This is a genomic window from Stenotrophomonas sp. LST15-1-1.1 (genome assembly GCF_040815575.1).
GTDB lineage: Bacteria > Pseudomonadota > Gammaproteobacteria > Xanthomonadales > Xanthomonadaceae > Stenotrophomonas > Stenotrophomonas lactitubi_B.
Genome location: NZ_JBFPNJ010000001.1, coordinates 695,327 through 716,735 on the forward strand (window position 1 = coordinate 695,327; position 21,409 = coordinate 716,735).

A 21,409-nucleotide genomic window follows, 5' to 3' on the forward strand; every position below is an offset into this window, starting at 1 on the left:
ACAGGAGCATCCCATGGGCTTCAACATTTCCCTGTCCGGCATCAACGCTGCCAACTCGGACCTGAGCGTCACCGCCAACAACGTGGCCAACGTCAACACCACCGGCTTCAAGCAGTCGCGCGCGGAATTCGCCGACCTGTTCGCCGCCACCAGCTACGGTCTGTCCAAGAACGCGATCGGTTCGGGCGTGCGCGTTTCCAACGTGGCCCAGCAGTTCATCCAGGGCAACAACGAGCAGACCGGCCGCAGCCTGGACATGGCCATTTCCGGTGAGGGCTTCTTCACCATGAACATGAACGGTGCACGCGTCTACTCGCGCGCCGGCAACTTCCAGACCGACGCCGCCGGCTACGTGGTCAACCCGCAGGGCGCACGCCTGCAGGTGTTCGCACCGAACGCCGACGGCACCAACTTCGATGCCGGCCGCCTGGTCGACCTGCAGCTGCTGACCACCGACAGCCCGCCCAAGCAGACCAGCGAAGTCAAGGTTGGTTTCACCCTGCCGGGCAATGCCAAGCAGCCGACGGTGACCACCTTCGACCCGACCAATTCCAACAGCTACAGCCACTCCAGCGGCGGCATCACCGTGTATGACTCGCTGGGCGTCAGCCACACCCAGGTGTCCTACTTCGTCAAGGAAGCGGCCACCAACGCCTGGACGGTGCACAACTACGTCGATGGCCAGCCGGCCGGCACGCCGACCCCGCTGACCTTCGACAACGCCGGCAAGCTGACGGCGCCGGCCAACGGCAAGATCAGCCTCGGCACCTTCACCCCGACCACCGGCGCTGGCGTGCTGAACATGACGCTGGATGTGAGCGGCTCGACCCAGTACGGCGAGAAGTTCGCCCTGCGCAACACCCAGCAGGATGGCTACGCGGCCGGCAAGCTCAACGAGATCACCGTGTCGGAAACCGGCGTGGTGTTCGCCCGCTATTCCAACGGCGACGACAAGCCGCTGGGCCAGGTGGCGCTGACCAGCTTCAACAATCCGCAGGGTCTGGAACAGAAGGGCAACAACCTGTGGGTGGAGACCTTCGATTCGGGCACGCCGCGCACCGGCGCCGCCGACACCTCCAACCTCGGCAAGATCCAGGCCGGTTCGCTGGAGTCCTCCACCGTCGACCTGACCGAACAGCTGGTCAACATGATCACCGCGCAGCGTAACTTCCAGGCCAACGCGCAGATGATCACGACCCAGGACCAGATCACCCAGACCGTCATCAACATCCGTTGATGACCTGCTGACCCTGTCACGGAACCCCCCGCATGGATAAAGCCCTTTACGTGGCGATGACCGGTGCCCGCGCCTCCCTGCAGGCGCAGGGAACGCTCAGCCACAACCTCGCCAACTCGGACACCCCCGGCTTCAAGGAAGCGCTGGCCAACACCGAAGCCTTCCCGATCCGTGGCCCGGGCTTTGCCTCGCGGGTGGATGCGCTGCACGTCGATGCGGGCTTCAACCGCACCGCCGGCGCGCAGCACATCACCGGCAAGCCGCTGGACCTGTCATTGCAGACCGGCACCTGGCTGGCCGTGCAGTCCACCGATGGCAGCGAGGCCTACACCCGTGGCGCCGCGCTGTCGGTGACCCCGAACGGCCAGCTGGTGACCTCCAGCGGCCGTCCGGTACTGGATGACAACAACAACCCGATCGCGATTCCGCCCTACCAGGCGATGGAGATCGGCAACGACGGCACGATCTCGATCATCCCGCAGGGCGAAGGCCCGCAGACGATGGCGATGATCGGCCGGATCAAGGTGGTGCAGGCGCCGGATGAACGCCTCGAACGCGGCCTGGATGGCCTGTTCCGCAACACCGATCCACTGCAGCCGTTCGCCCAGGCGCAGGGCACGGCGGTGCACAGCGGCCAGCTGGAAGGCAGCAACGTCGATGCCGCCGGTGCGCTGGTGCAGATGATCCAGCTGCAGCGCCAGTACGAAATGCAGGTACAGGTGATCAAGCACGGCGATGACAACGCGCGCAGCGCCAACAGCCTGTTGCGCCTGGGCAGCTGACGGAATTCCGGCACCGGCCTGCGCTGGTGCTGGCACGCCGCTTGCACTCCCTACCCCATGGGCCGCATCGCGCGGCCGGCTTCACCCAGACAGGACTCCGAAGATGAACCAGGCATTGTGGATCGCGAAAACCGGACTGGATGCGCAGCAGATGCGCATGTCGGTGGTTTCCAACAACCTCGCCAACACCAACACCACCGGCTTCAAGCAGGACCGCGCCAGCTTCGAGGACCTGTTGTACCAGCAGGTGCGCCAGCCCGGCGGTTCGTCTTCGGCACAGACCCAGCTGCCGACCGGCCTGCAGATCGGCACCGGCGTGCGCGTGGTGGCCACCGCCAAGAACTTCGAGCAGGGCAGCCAGCAGCAGACCGGTCGCGCGCTTGACGTGATGGTCAACGGCCGCGGCTTCTTCGAAGTGCAGATGCCCGACGGCAGCTCGGCCTATACGCGAGATGGCTCGTTCAAGATCAACCAGGACAGCGAGCTGGTCACCAACAGCGGCTACCCGGTGCAGCCGGGCATCCAGATTCCCGAAGGCGCGCAGTCGGTGACCATCGGTACCGACGGCACCATCAGCGTGAAGATGGCCGACGGTGCGGCGTCGGTGGAAGTGGGTGCGCTGACTCTGACCGACTTCGTCAATCCGGCGGGCCTGCAGGCGCGTGGTGAAAACCTGTTCCTGGAAACCACGGCCTCCGGCCCGGCACAGAACGGCAACCCTGGCCTGAATGGCCTTGGCACCGTGGTGCAGGGTGCGCTGGAAGGCAGCAACGTCAACGTGGTGGAAGAGCTGGTGTCGATGATCGAAACCCAGCGCGCCTACGAAATGAACGCCAAGGCGATCTCGACCACCGACTCGATGCTCGGTTACCTCAGCAACAAGCTCTGACCGCCCTCACCGGGAAACTGCCATGTCGCCCCTTTCTTCCTTCGCCCGTACTGCCCTCGCCTGCGCCGTGGCTGCCCTGCTCGGTGGCTGCGTGATCGCTGGCGACGTGCGCCCCTATCCGACGATGGCGCCGTTGCAGCCGATCATGCCGCCGCAGGCCGAACCGACCGCTGGCGCGATCTACGCTGCCGGCCCGACGCTGCAGCTGTACTCGGACCGCCGTGCGCGCGATGTCGGCGACCTGCTGACCATCACCCTGCTGGAAAACACCACCGCGCAGACCAGCGCCAACACCGCCACCAACAAGGAATCGAACCTGAGCCTCGGTACGCCGTCGATTCTCGGCGCACCGGTCACCCTGGGCGGCAAGGACATCCTGAGTGCGACGGCCAAGGGCGCGCGTGATTTCACCGGCAAGGGCAACAGCGCGCAGAGCAACCGCCTGCAGGGCAACGTGACCGTGACGGTGGTGCAGCGCCTGCCCAACGGCAACCTGGTGGTGCAGGGGCAGAAGAACCTGCGCCTGAACCAGGGTGATGAACTGGTGCAGGTTCAGGGCATCGTGCGCCCCGGTGACATCAGCGCGGACAACACCGTGCCCTCCAGCCGCGTGGCTGAAGCGCGCATCGTCTATGGCGGCCGCGGCCCTGTCGCGCAGTCCAACGCGATGGGCTGGTTGAGCCGCTTCTTCAATTCCGGACTGACGCCGTTCTGAGTATGGCCATGAAACTCTTCTTCTCTTCTTCCTGGCAGCGACGCGCTGCGTCGATCTGCTGCGCAGTGTTCATGATCTTCGCGGTGGCTGCCCCGGCCAGCGCCGAGCGCATCAAGGACCTGGCCCAGGTGGGTGGCGTTCGTGGCAATGCCCTGGTGGGCTACGGCCTGGTGGTCGGCCTGGATGGCAGCGGCGACCGCACCAGCCAGGCGCCGTTTACCGTGCAGAGCCTGAAGAACCTGCTGGGCGAGCTCGGCGTCAACGTGCCGGCCAACGTCAACCCGCAGCTCAAAAACGTGGCGGCGGTGGCGATCCATGCCGAGCTGCCGCCGTTCGCCAAGCCCGGCCAGCCGATCGACATCACCGTGTCCTCCATTGGCAACGCGGTGTCGCTGCGTGGTGGCTCGCTGCTGATGGCGCCGTTGCGCGGTGCCGATGGCCAGGTCTATGCGATTGCCCAGGGCAACCTGATCGTCGGCGGCTTCGGCGCGCAGGGCAAGGACGGTTCGCGCGTCTCGGTGAACGTGCCCAGCGTCGGCCGCATTCCCAACGGTGCGACCGTTGAACGCGCACTGCCCGATGTGTTCGGTGCCAGCGGCGAGATCACCCTGAACCTGCACAACAGCGACTTCACCACCATCTCGCGGATGGTGGGTGCACTCAACAATGCCTTTGGCGAGGGCTCGGCCCGCGCGGTGGACGGTGGCACGGTTGCCGTGCGTGCGCCGACCGATGCCGGTGCGCGCATCGGCCTGCTGGCCCGTATCGAAAACCTGGAACTGACCCCGGGTGCTGCGCCGGCCAAGGTGGTGGTCAACTCGCGTACCGGCACCGTGGTCATCGGCCAGCAGGTCCGGGTCGGCCCGGCCGCGATCTCGCACGGTTCGCTGACGGTGACCATCCAGGAAAACACCAACGTCAGCCAGCCCAACGCCTTTGCCGGTGGCCAGACCGTGGCCACGCCGCAGTCGACCATTACCGCCACAAACGATGGCAGCCGCATGTTCAAGTTCAACGGCGGCACCACCCTGGACGAGATCGTGCATGCGGTGAATGCCGTTGGCGCGGCACCGGGCGACCTGATCGCGATCCTGGAAGCACTGAAGCAGGCCGGCGCCCTGAGCGCCGAGCTCGAGGTGATCTGACATGCGCATCACTCCCGCATTCGAGCTGAGCCCCGCACAGCAGAACGACCCGGCGAAGATCGACAAGGTCGCGCGCCAGCTTGAAGGCCAGTTCGCGCAGATGCTGGTCAAGAGCATGCGTGATGCCAGCTTCGGCGATTCGCTGTTCCCCGGGGAAAACAAGATGTTCCGGGAGATGTACGACCAGAAGATCGCTGAGGCGATGACCCGCGGCAAGGGCCTGGGCCTGTCGAGCATGATCACCCGCCAGTTGTCCGGCGCGCAGGCCGATGGCCCGGCACTGGATACCCGCGTGGATCCGGCCAAGGCCAGCCGCGCCTACCAGCTCAATGCCCCGGCGGCGCCGTCGCTGCCGCTTCAGGATGCCGGCCAGGCCGTGCGCATGCTGCAGCAGATGGCAGCCGGTGTGCAGGAGGGCGCGCAGTCTTCGGTCGCACCGATGGAGCAGGCGCTGGACCTGATTGCAGGCCGGGAAAGCAGCGGCATGCACCGTTCGCTGGGCACCGACGATCCCTATGCCGGCACCATCGGTGGTGCCGATTGGGCCGCTGCCAGCGACCAGTGGGCGCCGACCGCCAGCAACCGCGGCAGCAGCGGCACCCCGGCCGATGCGCTGGCCACCCGCACCGCCGTCGCCCAGCTGGGCGCGCACACGCCCGAAGGCTTCGTTGCCAGTATCTGGCAGCACGCGCAGAGCGCAGCCAAGGAACTGGGCGTGGACGCCCGCGCCCTGGTGGCCCAGGCAGCGCTGGAAACCGGCTGGGGCAAGCGCCAGATCAAGCATGCCGATGGCAGCACCTCGCACAACCTGTTCGGCATCAAGGCCACCGGCTGGAAGGGCCAGAGCGCCAGCGCCGGCACCCATGAGTACGTCGATGGCGTGCGCCGCAACGAGACCGCCAGCTTCCGCGCCTACACCTCGCCCGCGGAGAGCTTTGCCGACTACGTGCGGCTGCTGAAGACCAGCCCGCGCTACCAGCAGGCACTGCAGGCCGGCACCGATGTGCAGGGCTTCGCGCGCGGCCTGCAACGCGCCGGCTATGCCACCGACCCGCGTTACGCGGCCAAGATCGCCGCGATCGCCGGCGGCCCGACCATCGAGCGCGCCGTGGCCGCCGTGGCCGACGCCGGCTCACGCATCGGTCAGACCTTCGCCAGCACCGCAACCGCGGCGCTGGGTATCACTCGTCGTTGAGGAACCCCATGTCCAGCGTACTTTCCACCGGTACCAGTGCCCTGCTCGCCTTCCAGCGTGCGTTGGCCACCACCAGCCACAACGTGGCCAACCTCAACACGCCCGGCTACAGCCGGCAGAAGGTCGACTTCGCCACCGCCACCCCGCAGAACTATGGCTACGGTGACGTTGGCAACGGCACCCGCATCGTCGACATCCGCCGCGCGGCCGACCAGCTGGCGATCTCGCGCCTGCTCGACAGCAGCGGTGAGTTGGCGCGCCTGAAGCAGCTTTCGGGCATGGCCGACCGGGTCAATGCGCTGTTCTCTGACGCGGCCACCAACGTGGCCGGGGTCTGGTCGAACTTCTTCGACACCGTCAGCGGCCTGTCTTCCAACGCGGCCGGCACTGCCGACCGGCAGAACATGCTGGATGGTGGCAAGGCGCTGGCCAACCGCTTCAGCCAGCTCAACACCCATCTGAACAACCTCAATGGCGAGGTCAACAACGGGTTGATGGCCGGTGCCACCGAGGTCAACCGGCTGGCGTCGGAGATCGCGCAGATCAACGGTGCCATCGGCACCAACATCGCCAACGCCGCGCCCGACCTGCTGGACCGCCGCGATCAGCTGATCTCGCAGCTGGTGGGCTACACCGGCGGCACCGCGGTGGTCCAGGACGGCGGCATCATGAACGTCTACACCGCCGGCGGCCAGGCGCTGGTGGTGGGCACCACTGCATCGAAGGTCACTACGGTGGCCGACCCGTACCAGCCCGAGCGCCTGCAGCTGGCGCTGCAGACCCAGGGTGGCACCATCACCCTCGACCCGAAGGCGGTGGGCGGCCAGATCGGCGGCCTGCTCGAGTTCCGCGACACCGTGCTGACCCCGGCACAGGCCGAACTGGGCAAGCTGGCCGTCGGCCTGGCCGAGACGTTCAACAGCACCCATCGCCAGGGCGTCGATTTGTACGGCCAGATGGGCGGCGACTTCTTCAACATCGGCACGCCGCGTGTCACCGGCAATGCCAGCAACACCGGCACCGGTTCGATCACCGCCAGCTATGGTGACCTCGGCAAACTGGAAGCGCAGAACATCGTGCTGAAGTTCGATGGCAGCAACTGGGCTGCCAGCCGCGCCGACACCGGCGCCAGCGTGCCGCTGACCGGCACCGGTACGGCCGCTGACCCGTTGGTCATCAACGGCGTGAAGCTGGTGGTCGGCGGTACCCCGGCAGCCAACGACCGCTTCCTGCTGCAGCCGACAGCCGGCGTGGCCGGCAGCCTGGAGATGGCGATCACCGATCCGTCGCGCATTGCCGCGGCGGCCGCGATCAAGGGTGCAGCGGCACTGGCCAACACCGGTACCGGCAGGCTGAGCGGCGTGACCGTGACCGACTCAGCGAACGCCAACCTGCGCAACCCGGCTGCGATCGTGTTCACCTCGGCCACCACCTACACCATCGATGGTGGCCCGCCGCAGACCTACACGCCCGGCCAGACCATCAGCGCCAACGGCTGGAGCTTCGTGCTCGATGGCGTGCCGAAGAATGGCGACACCTTCAACATCACTCCGACCCCGGCCGGCTCGTCGGACAACAGCAACGCCACCAAGCTGTCCAAGGTGGAATCGGCCAAGGCGTTCAACGCTGGCACGGTGACACTGGGCGGTGCCTTGGGCGGGCTGACCACCCAGGTCGGTGCGGCGGCGCGTTCGGCGGAGTATTCGCTGGGGGCACAACAGGTGATCGCCGACCAGGCGCAGGCCGCGCGTGACGAAGTCTCCGGCGTCAACCTCGATGAGGAAGCGGCCGACATGCTGCGCCTGCAACAGGCCTACCAGGCCGCCTCGCAGCTGATTTCCACTGCCGACTCCATGTTCCAGACCATCCTGGGAGCCGTGCGCCGATGAGCAACCGCATTTCCACCGGAATGATGTACAGCCAGTCGGTGGCGCTGATGATGGCCAAGCAGGCCAAGCTCAGCCATCTGGAACAGCAGATCGCCACCGGCAGCAAGATCGTCAGCGCCAAGGACGATCCGGTCGCTGCAGGTGCCGCGGTTGGCCTGGACCGCAGCCTGGCCGCACTGGAGCGCATGAAGCTCAACGGCAACAACGTGCAGAACCGCCTGGGTGTGCAGGAAAACACCCTCGCCCAGGTCAACGACCTGATGGCACGCGTCAACGACCTGACCATCCAGGCCAGCAACCCCGCTCTGAGTGCGCCTGACAAGAAGACCCTGATCACCGAGTTGAACCAGATCCGCGAGGGCCTGCTGTCGCTGGCCAACAGCAGCGACGGCACCGGCCGCTACGTGTTCGGTGGCACCAACGACAGCGATCCGCCGTTCGCCAAGATCGACGGCAAGGTGGTCTATCGCGGCGATCAGACCCAGCGCCAGGTGGAAGTCGGTCCGGACACCTACGTGCGCGATGCCCTGCCCGGCAGCGAGATCTTCCTGCGCATTCCCACCGGCGATGGCTTCGTTGATGGCAGCGCAGCGGCAGGCAACACCGGCAACGGCGTGCTGACCAACATCACCCGCGATGGCAGCGACAGCTGGAACGGGCAGTCATTCAGTGTGCGCTTCACTGCCGCCGACCAGTACGAAGTGCTCGACAGTGCCGGCAACGTGACCAGCACCGGCACCTACAAGGCCGGCAGCGAACTGGAGATCAACGGCGTTCGCCTGCAGATCGCGGGCGCACCAGCGACAGGTGACAGCTTCAATGTGCAGGCCGCCAGCAGCCGCGACATCTTTGGCACCATGGACAAGCTGATCGCCGCGCTGGATGCCGATACCGGTACGCCGGCGAAGATGGCCGCGCAGCAGAACGAACTGCAGAGCGCATTGCGCGATGTCGGCCGCGCTGCGGAACGGATGATCGATTCGCGTGCTGCCGGCGGTGCGCAGCTGAAGGCGCTGGACAATGCGGCGGAAATGCGTGAGGCCAATGGCGTGACGCTGAAGACCACGCTGTCGCAGATGCGCGACCTGGACTACGCCGACGCGTTGAGCCAGTACCAGCTGGAAAGCACCGCGCTACAGGCGGCACAGACACTGTTCTCGCAGATGCAGTCGATGTCGCTGTTCAACAAGATCCGCTGATTCCACGTACCCGCGTTGGAGCCCAAGGCCGCGATGCCCTGCATCGCGGCCTTTTTCGTTTCCGCCAGGGATACACCCCAGCGCCACCATTCAGCTTGCCGGGCGGGCGCCGATACCTCTTCTGGCGCCGGCCAGGTCCTGCCTGGCCGCCCCATCCAGGGTTCACCCCGCCCCTTCCGGGCCGGCGGAAATCCCCGGAAAAACAGCCTTAAGCGACGAAATTCGGCTGCAACGAAATTCCCCGCTAAAGGTTGTTGACAAAGCGCCGTTATTCATTTGGCAACGGCGAAGCACACAGCCAAACAAAAAAATCAGGCGGCGCTTCGTTTCATTCACCAACGGGTTCCACATAAGAGGAGACGACCCCATGGCACAGGTAATCAACACCAATACGATGTCGCTCAACGCTCAGCGCAACCTGAGCACCAGCGGCAGCTCGCTCGCTACCACCATCCAGCGCCTCTCGTCCGGCCTGCGCATCAACAGCGCGAAGGACGACGCGGCCGGCCTGGCCATCAGCGAGCGCTTCACCACCCAGATCCGTGGTCTGGACGTGGCCATCCGCAATGCCAACGACGGCATCTCGCTGGCCCAGGTCGCCGAGGGTTCGCTGAACGAAGTCGGCAACAACCTGCAGCGCATCCGCGAACTGGGCGTGCAGGCCTCCAACGCCACCAACTCGGCCAGCGACCGCAAGGCGCTGCAGGCTGAAGTGACCCAGCTGGTCAGCGAGATCGACCGCGTCGCCAAGCAGGCCGACTTCAACGGCACCAAGCTGCTGGACGGTTCGTTCACCAGCCAGCTGTTCCAGGTGGGCGCCAATGCCGGCCAGGCCATCGCCATCAACAGCGTGGTCAACGCCAAGGCCGATTCGCTGGGCGCGGCCAACTTCGCCAACGGCTACACCGGCACCGCACTGGCCGTCGACAAGGCAACCGCCGATACCACCTATTCCGGCCTGCAGATCTCGGTGACCCCGCCGGGCGGCACCGCCACCACGGTCACCGTCAGCGACTTCACCGTGAAGGCCGGCGAGTCGATCACCTCGGCCACCGCTGCTGCGATCAACAACAAGCTGGGCGAAACCGGCGTGGTCGCCTCCGTCAACGCCGGCGTGGTCAGCCTGGCATCGGTCAAGGACGGCCAGACCTTCACCCTGGGCGTCAGCGCCGCCACCCCGCCGGCCGGCGTCACCGCCGCCACCATCGCCGGCCTGGGCCTGACCGAGACCAGCACCAACGGCGGCACGCTGACCGGCGCAACGGCCAGCTTCGTCAAGGACCTGAACGTCACCACGGCCGAGGGCGCACAGAAGGCGATGTCGATCGTCGACAAGGCCCTCGAATCGGTCAACAGCGTGCGCGCCGATCTCGGCGCCATCCAGAACCGCTTCACCTCGGTGGTCGCCAACCTGCAGACCTCCTCGGAGAACCTGTCCGCATCGCGCAGCCGCATCCGCGATACCGACTTCGCCAAGGAAACCGCCGAGCTGACCCGCACCCAGATCCTGCAGCAGGCCGGTACGGCCATGCTGGCCCAGGCCAACCAGGTACCGCAGAACGTGCTCAGCCTGTTGCAGCGCTGACATGAGCCGCCCCCGGGGCACGTCGGGGGCGTCTAACCCAACTCACGTGCAACCGCTCAAGGACCTCTCCTCATGGCACAAGTAATCAACACCAACACGATGTCGTTGAATGCTCAGCGTAACCTGAGCACCAGCGGCAGCTCGCTGGCCACCACCATCCAGCGCCTGTCCTCCGGTTCGCGCATCAACAGTGCCAAGGACGATGCGGCCGGTCTGGCCATCTCCGAGCGCTTCGGCACGCAGATCCGCGGTACCGACGTGGCCATCCGCAATGCCAACGACGGCATCTCGCTGGCCCAGGTCGCCGAAGGTTCGCTGACCGAAATCGGCAACAACCTGCAGCGCGTCCGCGAGCTGTCGGTGCAGGCTTCCAACGCCACCAACTCGGCCAGCGACCGTAAGGCGCTGCAGGCCGAAGTGACCCAGCTGGTCTCGGAAATCGACCGCGTCGCCAAGCAGTCGGACTTCAACGGCACCAAGCTGCTGGACGGTTCGTTCTCCAGCCAGCTGTTCCAGGTCGGCGCCAACGCCGGCCAGGCCATCGCCATCGACAAGACCATCGATGCCAAGGCCAACGCCCTGGGTGGCGCCAAGTTCGACACCAACGCACTGGCCCTGGCCGATCCGGGCACCAACGGTGATTTCAGCACCACCGGCCTGTCGATCAACGGCGTGGCCATCGCCGACGTCTCGGTCAAGCAGGGCGCCGACGCCGCTGCCACCGGCAAGGCCTCGCGCGAAGCACTGGTGACCGCGATCAACGCCAAGATCGGCGAAACCGGCGTCTATGCCGAAGTGAACGGCACCACCGGCGTGACCCTGACCTCGGTCAAGGACAGCACCAACGCTGACGGCTCGTTCAAGGCCATCACCGCAACCCCGGGCACCTGGACCGGCGCCACCGCGCCGACCTTCACCGCCACCACCGCTGCGGCGGCGCCGGCTTCGAAGTACGCCAGCAACCTGGACGTCAGCACCGTGAAGGGTGCACAGCAGGCCATGGAAATCGTCGACAAGGCCCTGGGTGCGATCAACAGCACCCGCGCCGACCTCGGTGCGATCCAGAACCGCTTCACCTCGGTCGTTGCCAACCTGCAGACCTCGTCGGAAAACCTGTCGGCGTCGCGCAGCCGCATCAAGGACACCGACTTCGCCAAGGAAACCGCCGAGCTGACCCGCACCCAGATCCTGCAGCAGGCCGGTACGGCCATGCTGGCCCAGGCCAACCAGGTGCCGCAGGGCGTGCTCAGCCTGCTGCGCTGATCCGCTTCTTGATCGACCACCGGGCGGCGGCTGAGCTGCCGCCCGGCTCCTGAAATACGTTCCACCTTCGCCAAAGGAAAAGCACCATGGCACAAGTCATCAACACCAACACCATGTCCCTGAATGCTCAGCGCAACCTGAGCACCAGCGGCAGCTCGCTCGCTACCACCATCCAGCGCCTGTCCTCCGGTTCGCGCATCAACAGCGCCAAGGACGATGCGGCCGGCCTGGCCATCTCCGAGCGCTTCGGCACGCAGATCCGCGGTACCGACGTGGCCATCCGCAATGCCAACGACGGCATCTCGCTGGCCCAGGTCGCCGAAGGTTCGCTGACCGAAATCGGCAACAACCTGCAGCGCGTCCGTGAGCTGTCGGTGCAGGCTTCCAACGCCACCAACTCGGCCAGCGACCGCAAGGCGCTGCAGGCCGAAGTGACCCAGCTGGTCTCGGAAATCGACCGCGTCGCCAAGCAGTCGGACTTCAACGGCACCAAGCTGCTGGACGGTTCGTTCTCCAGCCAGCTGTTCCAGGTCGGCGCCAACGCCGGCCAGGCCATCGCCATCGACAAGACCATCGACGCCAAGGCTGGCTCGCTGGGCACCTCGACCTTTGCCACCGGCGCGACCGCTGCGCTGGCCGCCAGCACCGACGGTGCACGCTTCTCCGGCACGGTGATGGGCGTGGACATCGGCACGGTTGAAGTCAAGGCCGGTGCCACCACCGCCGACGCATCCAAGGCCGTGGCGACCGCCATCAATGCCAAGCTCGGCGAAGCCGGCATCTACGCCGAAGCCAATGCCGACGGCACGCTGAAGCTGAGCTCGGTGAAGGAAGGCAAGGCCGTTGCCGCTGCCGATATCGCCCTGATGCGCAGCGACTACGACGCCACCGGCAAGACCTGGGGCACCGCGGCAGCCGCTGGCGCCTACACCGCCGGTACCGATACCTCGGCCAACGTGCAGAAGCTGGACGTGAGCACCGTGCTCGGCGCCCAGCAGTCGCTGGAAGTGGTCGACAAGGCCCTGGGTGCGATCAACAGCACCCGCGCCGACCTGGGTGCGATCCAGAACCGCTTCACCTCGGTCGTTGCCAACCTGCAGACCTCTTCGGAGAACCTGTCGGCGTCGCGCAGCCGCATCAAGGACACCGACTTCGCCAAGGAAACCGCTGAGCTGACCCGCACCCAGATCCTGCAGCAGGCCGGTACGGCCATGCTGGCCCAGGCCAACCAGGTGCCGCAGGGCGTGCTCAGCCTGCTGCGCTGATCCACGGCAAGAAGGCGCCGCTACCGTCGGATTGAACCGACGGTAGCGGCAACCCGACAGCCACGGCGTACACAGGCGCGGGCCATGCCCGGCCCGGGAAGCTTCCCGAACCGGCTTGGCATCGCCCGCCCCTGCGGACCTCTCTTTCAGCGTTGTGCATTTTGACTGTACGTACCGGGCGGCTTCGTCTCCCCCCGATTGTCAGTAGCCTGATCCCTCCCCTGCATTGGGGGAGGGTTTTTTACAGACCCCCGGCAGCCTGCGGTGAACCCACCCGCACCCTGCCCCAGACCTCCTGCAACCGGCGTGCCAGAACTGCCTCACCGGCCAGTGGCACGGCGCATGCATCAACGAAGTCCTCAAGACCCAGCGGCGCAGGCCGCTATTTTCGTTGAAGACGGGCCGCCGCACGACGGCCAGGCCCGTATACCAGGAGAAACGACGTGGCAGACTTTGGATACGGTGGCATTGGCTCAGGGCTGGATATCTCCAGCATCGTCAACCAGCTGGTCGCGGCGGACCGCAAGCCGGCCGACAACGCGCTGAACCTGCAGCAGTCCAAGACCAAGATGCAGTTGTCGTCGCTCGGCACGGTCACCTCGGCGTTCGACAAGCTGAAGACCGCATTGACCGCGCTGAAGGCCACCACTGCCTTCGACACCCGCACCGTCACCGCCACCGGCAAAGCCGGCCCCAACAACGCCAACGATGTGCTGACCGCGTCGGTAGCGCTGTACGACGTGGGCACCAGCAAGGCCGCCGCGTCCAACGGCACCCATCTGATCGAGGTGAAGAACCTGGCATCGGCCCACAAGCTGATCGCCGACACCTCGGTGCCCAAGACCGACACCTTCGGTGCCGGAACCTTGACGCTGACCGTCGGCGTGGGTGACAAGGCCAAGACCATGAACATCCAGGTGGAGGAAGGCGACACCCTCACCACCGTCCGCAACAAGATCGACGCCGCTGGCCGCAAGGAAGGCGTGCAGGCGACGCTGATCACCTCCGGCGACAATCAGTACCTGTCCATCGCCCAGGAAAAGACCGGTGCAGCCAGCGCCATCAAGCTGGAGTACGCCGGCAGCGATCCGAAGCTGGGCGCGCTGGTCGGCAGCCTGAAGGAAAACAGCCCCGCCAAGGATGCGCTGCTGACCATTGATGGCGTGGAAGTAGTGAGTGCCAGCAACACCGTGGCCGATGCCGTGCCAGGCCTGACCCTGAACCTGAAGGAACAGGGCAAGAGCACGGTGGTCATCAGCACCGACACGACCGCCGCGACCAAGGTGATGCAGGAATTCGTCACCGCCTACAACGCGGCCGTCGCGGCGATCAACACCGAAACCAAGTACGACCCGAAGACCAAGGAAGCGGCCGCACTGACCGGCGACGCGCAGATGCGTGGTGCGATCGCGCAGTTGCGTTCGACGATGTCCGGCGTGCTCAAGGACCTGGCGGGCGACCAGCTGGACGCCAAGGCGCTGGGTCTGCAGACCCGCGGCTACCCCAACGCCGATGGCACCCTGGTGCTGGACAGCACCAAGTTCGCCGCCGCCCTCGCCGCCCAGCCGGAGAAGATCCGCCAGGCGGTCACCGGCGATACCGGTGGTGCCGGCCGGCTGTATTCACTGGTGGACGGCTACGTCAGCACCACGGTCGGCAAGGAAGGCGCCTTCGTCGCCCGCACCAAGGGACTGAACACCACGCTGGACAACATCGACAAGCGCCGCAAGGACCTGGACGCGCGCATGGTCGGTGTCGAGGCCCGTTACAAGAAGCAGTTCGTGGCATTGGACAGCCTGATGGGCAAGCTGCAGCAGAGCAACACCGCGCTGCAGCAGCAGCTGGCTCAGTTGAACCGCTGAGGAAACACGCACGGCGCTCAAGTTTGGCGCCGTACGCACCGATAACGGACGCAACAGCAATCATCGCAGTGCCGGCGTCAACGGTCCCTTCGACCGCACCCCGGCACACCGCGCAAGGGAGAATCACGAATGTACGGTTCCAGCCGTCAGTACGCCGAGCAATACCGCCAGGTGGGTGTGACCAGTGCGGTCGCCGATGCCGATCCGCACAAACTGGTGGCGCTGCTGCTGTCCGGCGCACTGGAGCGCGTACGCCGTGCCCAGGCCACCCTCGAGCAGGGCGATCAGGCCGGCAAGGGCAAGGCGATCGGCGAAGCATGCGCGATCGTCGCCCACCTCAACGGCTCGCTGGACCATGAAGCCGGCGGCGAGATCGCCGGCAATCTGTCGGCGCTGTACGACTACCTGCTGCAACGCCTGACCGAGGCCAACCTGCACAACGACCGCGCTGCACTGGACGAATCGCTGCAGCTGCTGGGCGAGATCGACGGTGCCTGGAATGCGATTCCGCATGAACAGCGCCGACCGGCGGCGGTGGCACCGTGAGCCTGCTTGAACTCAATGCGCAGCTGGATGCCTTCGAGAAGGCCCTCGGCGAAGAGGCCTTCGAACAGGCCGACAGCCTGCTCGACGGTCATGACAGCACCCTGCATGCACTGCTGAGCCAACCGTTGACCAGCGCCGACCACGCACCGCTGTCGGCGCTGCTGGAACGCCAGCAGAGCCTGATTGGCCTGCTGCGCCAGCGTCGCGATGCCGTATCGGTGCAGATGCAGGATGGCCGCCGCTCCCTTCGCGCCGCGCATGCCTACCTGCAGGCAGAATCGCTGGCATGACCGTCCTGCCGACCACGTCCCTGCACCACCCGGCCGAAAGCGAGCTGTTCGACGAAACGCTCAGCTGCGAACTGGCCCTGCCCGCCGAGTTCCAGGCCGGTAGTGCAACAGGCCGGACCAGCAGCGCCGAAGGCCTGCTGCGCAGCCTGGCGCTGGTCGAAGACAGTCGCGTCGACGAACACGAAGAACGCAGCGAAGCCAGCCTGCAGCTGCAGCGGCTGGAAGCCAAGGTGGACCTGACCATGGTCCTGCTCGGCCGCCTGATCCGCCAGCAGGGCCAGGAACCGACGCTGCGCCCGGTGCGCTGGTCGCGCCGTGGCATCCGCCTGCAGCTGGGCCCGCGCAGCGGCAGCCTGCCCGGCCAGGCCGGCGTAGTCCGCCTGCAACCGAGCGACTGGCTTCCCGATCATATCGACCTGCCGGTGGAAGTCATCGCCGAAGCGGCCGATGGCGGCGGCGGCCACTATCTGTGGCTGCGTTTCCATCACCTCGGCGATGGTCTGGAAATGGCGATGGAACGGCATCTGTTCCGACTGCATCGGCGGCAGGTGGCCGAGGCCCGCCGCGCACGCTGAAATCTGCCACCATGCAGGCGGACGGACGGCCCTTGGCGTGCCCGTTCAGCTAAGTTAAGGTGGACCCCCCCTCCCCAACCCCCAGCGTGCCTGTGCGAGTTCTCATCGTCGACGATCACACCCTGGTTCGCGCCGGCCTGGCGCGGCTGCTGCAGGGGTTTGCCGACGTGCAGCTCGTCGCCGAGGCCAGCAATGCCGAACAGGCACTGCAGATGGCCCTGCAGCACGCGCCGGATGTGGTGCTGATGGATCTGTCGCTGCCCGGCCGTACCGGCCTGGAAGCACTGAGCGACATCCGCCTGCGCGCACCGGGTACGCGCATCGTGATGATGACCATGCATGATGACGCCGCCCACGTGCGCGATGCACTCGATCGCGGCGCCGTCGGTTTCGTGGTGAAGGATGCCGCACCGCAGGAACTGGAACTGGCGCTGCGTGCCGCGCATGCCGGCCAGGTGTTCCTGAGCCCGCAGATCTCGGCCAAGATGCTGGCGCCGATGCTCGGGCGCGAGAAGCCGACCGGCATTGCCGCACTGTCGCCACGCCAACGCGAGATCCTTCGCCGCATCGGCAAGGGCGAGAGCAACAAGGAAATCGCCGCCGACCTTGGCATCAGCGTCAAGACGGTGGAGACCCATCGCGCGCGCATGATGGAGTCACTCGGCTGCCGCCGCGCCAACGATCTGCTGCTGCTGGCTGCGCGCCACCAGCACGAGCTGGAATGACGTCCGCGCTCCACGGGTAACGCCGTGGTGCCGCCCACGGGATTGGCGACGAAATACCGTCACCCACGCGCTCCCCGACGGGATTCCGTACGACAGGCGCGAGCGATGACCACTGCGAACGACCACGAATCAACGATTTAGCCACCAGGATCGTCAAAATCCCGCGCCCGTGTAGGGATTTTCCTTACACGCTGTCGGGAACACCACCAGCGCCCTCAGGAACCCCCTGATTCCGCCCCTGCCGGATCAAAAGCAAGATGTGTTCCACAAGGCGTCGGGGAGCGGCGCCGGGGAATCACGATGAAGGCTTCACTTTCGACCCAGCTGGGTCAACAGCTTCACCTCACCCCGCAGTTGCTGCAGTCGATCCGGCTGCTGCAGCTCGACGGCCTGCACCTGGAGCAGGAAATCCAGCGCCTGCTGGAATCCAATCCGCTACTGGAAATCGAAGACGCCGAAGCGCCCGCCGCTGAAGCCACCGATGCCGCCAGCACCACGCTCGATACGGCTGCGTTCGACGAGCTGCCCGAATCCTCGATGTGGGATGTGTCCGGCGCCAACTGGCAGGACGGCGACGACGACCGCATGGCGCGCATCGCCGCTGGCGAATCGAGCGACCCGCAGCTGCGCGTGCTGCAGCGCCTGGCGCTGGACCTGGACGAGCGCGAACTGGCCGTGGCCGCCTTCTGGCTGGAACACTGCGACGATGCCGGCTACCTGCAGGCACCGCTGGCGCAGCTGCAACTGCTGGCCAGCGCGCAGTTCGATATCGATGCCAACGGCGTTGAAGCGATCCGCCAGCATCTGCTGCAGGGCGAGCCGGCCGGCATGGCTGCGCAGGACCTGCGCGAATCGCTGCTGGCCCAGCTGTGCAGCCTGCACGGGGTGGTGCCGGCCCGTCATCTGGCCGCGCGCATTCTGGACGGCGCGCTCGATGCCTTGGCCGCCCACGACTACCCCGCCCTCGCCCGCCAGCACGATGCCGAGATCGAGGACGTGCGCGAAGCCGTTCGCCTGATCCTGTCGCTGCAGCCGCGCCCGGGCGACAGCCTGCTGCCCGAGCGCAATGCAGTGGTGGTGCCCGACGTGGTTGCCTGGCACGCCGATGAACAATGGAAGGTGGCACTGAACCCGGCCACCAGCCGCCGCGTGTCGATCAACAGCCAGTACGAGCAGGCCTTGGCCGAGACCAGCGAGGCCGCCCCCGCGCTGCGCGAGATGCTGCAGGAGGCGCGCTGGTTCAGCCGCGGCCTGTCGATGCGCTATGACACCCTGCTGCGCACCGCGCGGGTGATCGTCGAGCGCCAGGCCGCCTTCCTGGTGCGTGGCGAGGAAGCCATGGCACCGCTGACCCTGAAGGAAGTGGCCGAGGAAATCGGCATGCACGAATCCACCGTTTCGCGCATCACTACCGGCAAGTACCTGCAGACCCCGCGCGGCACCTTCGAACTCAAGCACTTCTTCGCGGTGCGCCTGGAAGGGGCCAGCGTGTCCGGCCAGGCGGTCAAGGCCATGGTCCGCCGCCTGATCGATGCCGAGCCCGCCGGTCGCCCGTTGGCGGACGAGGCCATCGCTGGCCTGCTGTCACGCCAGGGAGTGAACATTGCCCGTCGAACCGTCGCAAAATACCGCGAACAACTGGATATCGCCCCGGCCCGCGAACGGCGCCGGGTCAACGCCAGGCAACCGCAGCTGGCCCGGGTGGGCTGAAAAGGATGTTGGACATGAACAAGCTCACAGTTCTGCTGGTCGATGACCACGAGGGCTTCATCAACGCGGCGATGCGCCACTTCCGCAAGATCGACTGGCTGCAGATCGTCGGCAGCGCCGGCAACGGCCTGGAAGCGATCGAACGCTCGGAAAGCCTGCGCCCGCAGGTGGTGCTGATGGATCTGGCGATGCCGGAAATGGGCGGCCTGCAGGCCACCCGCCTGATCAAGTCGCAGGACGATGCACCGTATATCGTGATCGCCAGCCACTTCGACGACGTCGAGCATCGCGAACACGCGCTGCGCGCCGGCGCCGACAACTTCGTCAGCAAGCTGTCCTACATCCAGGAAGTCATGCCGATCCTGGAAGGCCTCAGGGAGGAACGGTCGTGAGCGAATCGCGCATCCTGGTACTGGACAACGATGCGGTGCGTGCCGAGCGCACCGTCGCCCTGCTGGAATTCATGGACTTCAACCCGCGCTGGGTTTCCGACGCAGCCGATTTCGACCTGGCCCGCCAGCGCCAGAACGACTGGATGGCGGTGATCGTCGGCAACCTGGACGACAGTGCCGCCAGCACCGCGCTGTACGCCTGGCTGGGTGGCAGCAGCCTGCCGCCGCCGGTGCTGCTGGCCGACGGTGACGCCACTGCGTTCGCCCACCGGCATGGCCTGCACGAAGCCAACATCTGGCCGCTGGAAGCGCCACTGCGCCACGCACAGATGGAAGCCCTGCTGCGCCGTGCCAGCCTCAAGCGCCTGGATGCCGAGCACCAGGCCGGTGCCGTGCAGGAGCAAGGCCCGACCGGCAACGGTCCGGCGGTCAGCGCCCTGCGCACGATGATCGAGCAGGTCGCCGCGTTCGACACCACCGTGCTGGTGCTGGGCGAATCGGGCACCGGCAAGGAAGTGGTATCGCGCAGCATCCACCAGCGCTCGCCGCGCCGCGATGGTCCGTTCGTGGCGATCAACTGCGGCGCGATTCCGGCGGAACTGTTGGAAAGCGAGCTGTTCGGCCACGAAAAAGGCGCCTTTACCGGCGCGCTGACCGCGCGCAAGGGCCGTTTCGAAATGGCCGAGGGCGGCACCCTGCTGCTCGATGAGATCGGCGACATGAGCCTGCCGATGCAGGTCAAGCTGCTGCGCGTGCTGCAGGAACGCAGCTTCGAGCGTGTTGGCGGCAACCAGACCATCCGCTGCAACGTGCGGGTGATCGCCGCGACCCATCGCGACCTGGAAAGCCGGATTGCCGATGGCAAGTTCCGCGAGGATCTTTTCTATCGCCTCAACGTCTTCCCGATCGATGTGCCGGCCCTGCGCGAGCGTCGCGAAGACCTGCCGGCGCTGGTGGAAACCATCGCCACCCAGCTGGCGCGCACCGGCCGCGGCGAAGTGCGCTTCACGCCGGAAGCGCTGCAGGCGCTGGCCAGCTATGAGTGGCCGGGCAACGTGCGCGAGCTGACCAACCTGGTCGAACGCCTGGCGGTGCTGCACCCAGGTGGCTCGGTGCGCGTGCAGGACCTGCCGGCACGCTATCGCGGCGATGCCGCACTGGCCGCCGTCGCTGTTGCCACAGCGCCGCCGGTGGTCGCCAGCGAAGAGCGCCTGGACCTGCGCAGCTTCTCGTTCCACACCCCGGGCAGCGGCAACCAGCCGTCGCTCGAACACGGCATCGCCGTCAACCGCGCCGCCGCGCCCGCCGCGTTGCCGGACGACGGCCTGGACCTGCGCAACCACATGGCCAACATCGAACTGGGCCTGATCAACGAAGCACTGGAACGCACCCAGGGCGTAGTCGCCCACGCCGCCCAGCTGCTCGGCCTGCGCCGCACCACCCTGGTGGAGAAGCTGCGCAAGTACGGCATCGAACGCGAGCCAGCCGAACTGGCCAGCTGACACGCGTTGCCAGCATGAAGGGGGCACGAACGCCTGGGCTTGCCCGGGCGTTCGTGTTTGTGGGGGGTGCTGTTGCCGGGCTACCGCCCGGCACCCGCAGAGGCAACAACTGAAGCAACGGCCGAAGCAACAGCAACAGCTGGCTTCCTGCGCGATGCGCGGGCGGCTCAGGGTGCGGGGGACGCTGCAAGTACGTCCATGTAAGCTCGGTCGCGCCACCCATGGCGCTCACGCCCCCGCACCCTGACCCGCCCACGCCTCCGACGGTTTCTTTGTGACGGAGGGTTCGCGCCATGTGGCGCCGAGCTTGCTTCGAAGCACACGGAGTATCTGTCGACGCATCTATCTGTTGACGGTCTGCGCCGCTCCAGTTGGAGCCATAGGCCAAAAAACCGACGCCGGTGAAATGACGCGTCATCGGGGTCGGATCCCGTTGCGTCGCAACGGGATCCGACCCCGTGTCAATCCGACAGATCGCAGGAAACTGTCGAGGGCGGGGTGGGTTCGGTTGCGGGGGCGTGAGCGCCATGGATGGCGCGACCGAGCCTACAGGGACGTATTCACGGCGTCCCCCGCAATCGGACCCACCCCGCCATCCCCCGGATAGCCAGCTTCTGCTGTTGCTCCGGCCTTTGCCGTTGCT

19 protein-coding genes are annotated in these 21,409 nt (G+C 66.4%); all 19 read left to right on the forward strand.

Annotated elements, in window-relative coordinates; translation table 11 throughout:
• The first annotated feature begins 13 nt into the window (after positions 1-13).
• Complete coding sequence (gene flgE / locus MRBLST15_RS03170; protein WP_032974827.1) at positions 14-1,237, forward strand: flagellar hook protein FlgE; 1,224 nt, start codon at positions 14-16, stop codon at positions 1,235-1,237.
• Between the two features lie 32 nt (positions 1,238-1,269).
• Complete coding sequence (locus tag MRBLST15_RS03175; RefSeq protein ID WP_099818408.1) at positions 1,270-2,019, forward strand: flagellar basal body rod protein FlgF; 750 nt, start codon at positions 1,270-1,272, stop codon at positions 2,017-2,019.
• Positions 2,020-2,122: 103 nt separating this feature from the next.
• A complete protein-coding gene (gene flgG, locus MRBLST15_RS03180) occupies positions 2,123-2,908 on the forward strand; it encodes a flagellar basal-body rod protein FlgG (protein ID WP_025879105.1) in 786 nt (261 codons plus the stop codon).
• A gap of 22 nt (positions 2,909-2,930) precedes the next feature.
• A complete protein-coding gene (gene flgH / locus MRBLST15_RS03185; protein ID WP_025879104.1) occupies positions 2,931-3,623 on the forward strand; it encodes a flagellar basal body L-ring protein FlgH in 693 nt (230 codons plus the stop codon).
• 2 nt (positions 3,624-3,625) lie between these two features.
• Positions 3,626-4,768 carry a flagellar basal body P-ring protein FlgI gene (locus MRBLST15_RS03190; protein ID WP_367785217.1) on the forward strand — a complete coding sequence of 381 codons (1,143 nt, stop codon included), beginning with the start codon at positions 3,626-3,628 and terminating at the stop codon, positions 4,766-4,768.
• A 1-nt stretch (position 4,769) separates the two neighbouring features.
• Complete coding sequence (gene flgJ, locus MRBLST15_RS03195; RefSeq protein WP_367785218.1) at positions 4,770-5,963, forward strand: flagellar assembly peptidoglycan hydrolase FlgJ; 1,194 nt, start codon at positions 4,770-4,772, stop codon at positions 5,961-5,963.
• Between the two features lie 8 nt (positions 5,964-5,971).
• Positions 5,972-7,852: a flagellar hook-associated protein FlgK gene (gene flgK / locus MRBLST15_RS03200; RefSeq protein WP_367785219.1), complete on the forward strand. Its 1,881-nt coding sequence runs from the start codon at positions 5,972-5,974 to the stop codon at positions 7,850-7,852.
• The gene (gene flgL, locus MRBLST15_RS03205; protein WP_265952785.1) at positions 7,849-9,051 is read left to right on the forward strand and encodes a flagellar hook-associated protein FlgL; all 1,203 of its coding nucleotides are present in this window, start codon (positions 7,849-7,851) and stop codon (positions 9,049-9,051) included. The genes flgK and flgL overlap by 4 nt, the downstream gene beginning before the upstream one ends.
• Positions 9,052-9,418: 367 nt before the next feature.
• Positions 9,419-10,636: a flagellin gene (locus MRBLST15_RS03210; RefSeq protein WP_100552482.1), complete on the forward strand. Its 1,218-nt coding sequence runs from the start codon at positions 9,419-9,421 to the stop codon at positions 10,634-10,636.
• Positions 10,637-10,708: 72 nt separating this feature from the next.
• Positions 10,709-11,899, forward strand: coding sequence for a flagellin (locus tag MRBLST15_RS03215; RefSeq protein WP_367785220.1), 1,191 nt, complete (start codon positions 10,709-10,711; stop codon positions 11,897-11,899).
• Between the two features lie 86 nt (positions 11,900-11,985).
• A complete protein-coding gene (locus MRBLST15_RS03220) occupies positions 11,986-13,164 on the forward strand; it encodes a flagellin (RefSeq protein WP_032974833.1) in 1,179 nt (392 codons plus the stop codon).
• A 443-nt stretch (positions 13,165-13,607) separates the two neighbouring features.
• Positions 13,608-15,026: a flagellar filament capping protein FliD gene (gene fliD, locus MRBLST15_RS03225; protein ID WP_265955563.1), complete on the forward strand. Its 1,419-nt coding sequence runs from the start codon at positions 13,608-13,610 to the stop codon at positions 15,024-15,026.
• 129 nt (positions 15,027-15,155) lie between these two features.
• Positions 15,156-15,572 carry a flagellar export chaperone FliS gene (fliS, locus tag MRBLST15_RS03230; protein WP_089241027.1) on the forward strand — a complete coding sequence of 139 codons (417 nt, stop codon included), beginning with the start codon at positions 15,156-15,158 and terminating at the stop codon, positions 15,570-15,572.
• Entirely contained in the window at positions 15,569-15,862 is a 294-nt protein-coding gene (locus MRBLST15_RS03235; RefSeq protein WP_265955561.1) for a hypothetical protein, read from the forward strand. The genes fliS and MRBLST15_RS03235 overlap by 4 nt, the downstream gene beginning before the upstream one ends.
• Positions 15,859-16,437 carry a PilZ domain-containing protein gene (locus MRBLST15_RS03240; RefSeq protein ID WP_367785221.1) on the forward strand — a complete coding sequence of 193 codons (579 nt, stop codon included), beginning with the start codon at positions 15,859-15,861 and terminating at the stop codon, positions 16,435-16,437. Before MRBLST15_RS03235 ends, MRBLST15_RS03240 begins: the two co-directional genes overlap by 4 nt.
• Positions 16,438-16,529: 92 nt before the next feature.
• Positions 16,530-17,162, forward strand: coding sequence for a response regulator (locus tag MRBLST15_RS03245; RefSeq protein WP_025879002.1), 633 nt, complete (start codon positions 16,530-16,532; stop codon positions 17,160-17,162).
• A 300-nt stretch (positions 17,163-17,462) separates the two neighbouring features.
• A complete protein-coding gene (gene rpoN / locus MRBLST15_RS03250; RefSeq protein ID WP_180167005.1) occupies positions 17,463-18,872 on the forward strand; it encodes an RNA polymerase factor sigma-54 in 1,410 nt (469 codons plus the stop codon).
• A 14-nt stretch (positions 18,873-18,886) separates the two neighbouring features.
• A complete protein-coding gene (locus MRBLST15_RS03255; RefSeq protein WP_025879000.1) occupies positions 18,887-19,264 on the forward strand; it encodes a response regulator in 378 nt (125 codons plus the stop codon).
• Complete coding sequence (locus tag MRBLST15_RS03260) at positions 19,261-20,766, forward strand: sigma-54 dependent transcriptional regulator (protein ID WP_265955555.1); 1,506 nt, start codon at positions 19,261-19,263, stop codon at positions 20,764-20,766. Before MRBLST15_RS03255 ends, MRBLST15_RS03260 begins: the two co-directional genes overlap by 4 nt.
• The last annotated feature ends 643 nt before the right edge of the window (positions 20,767-21,409 follow it).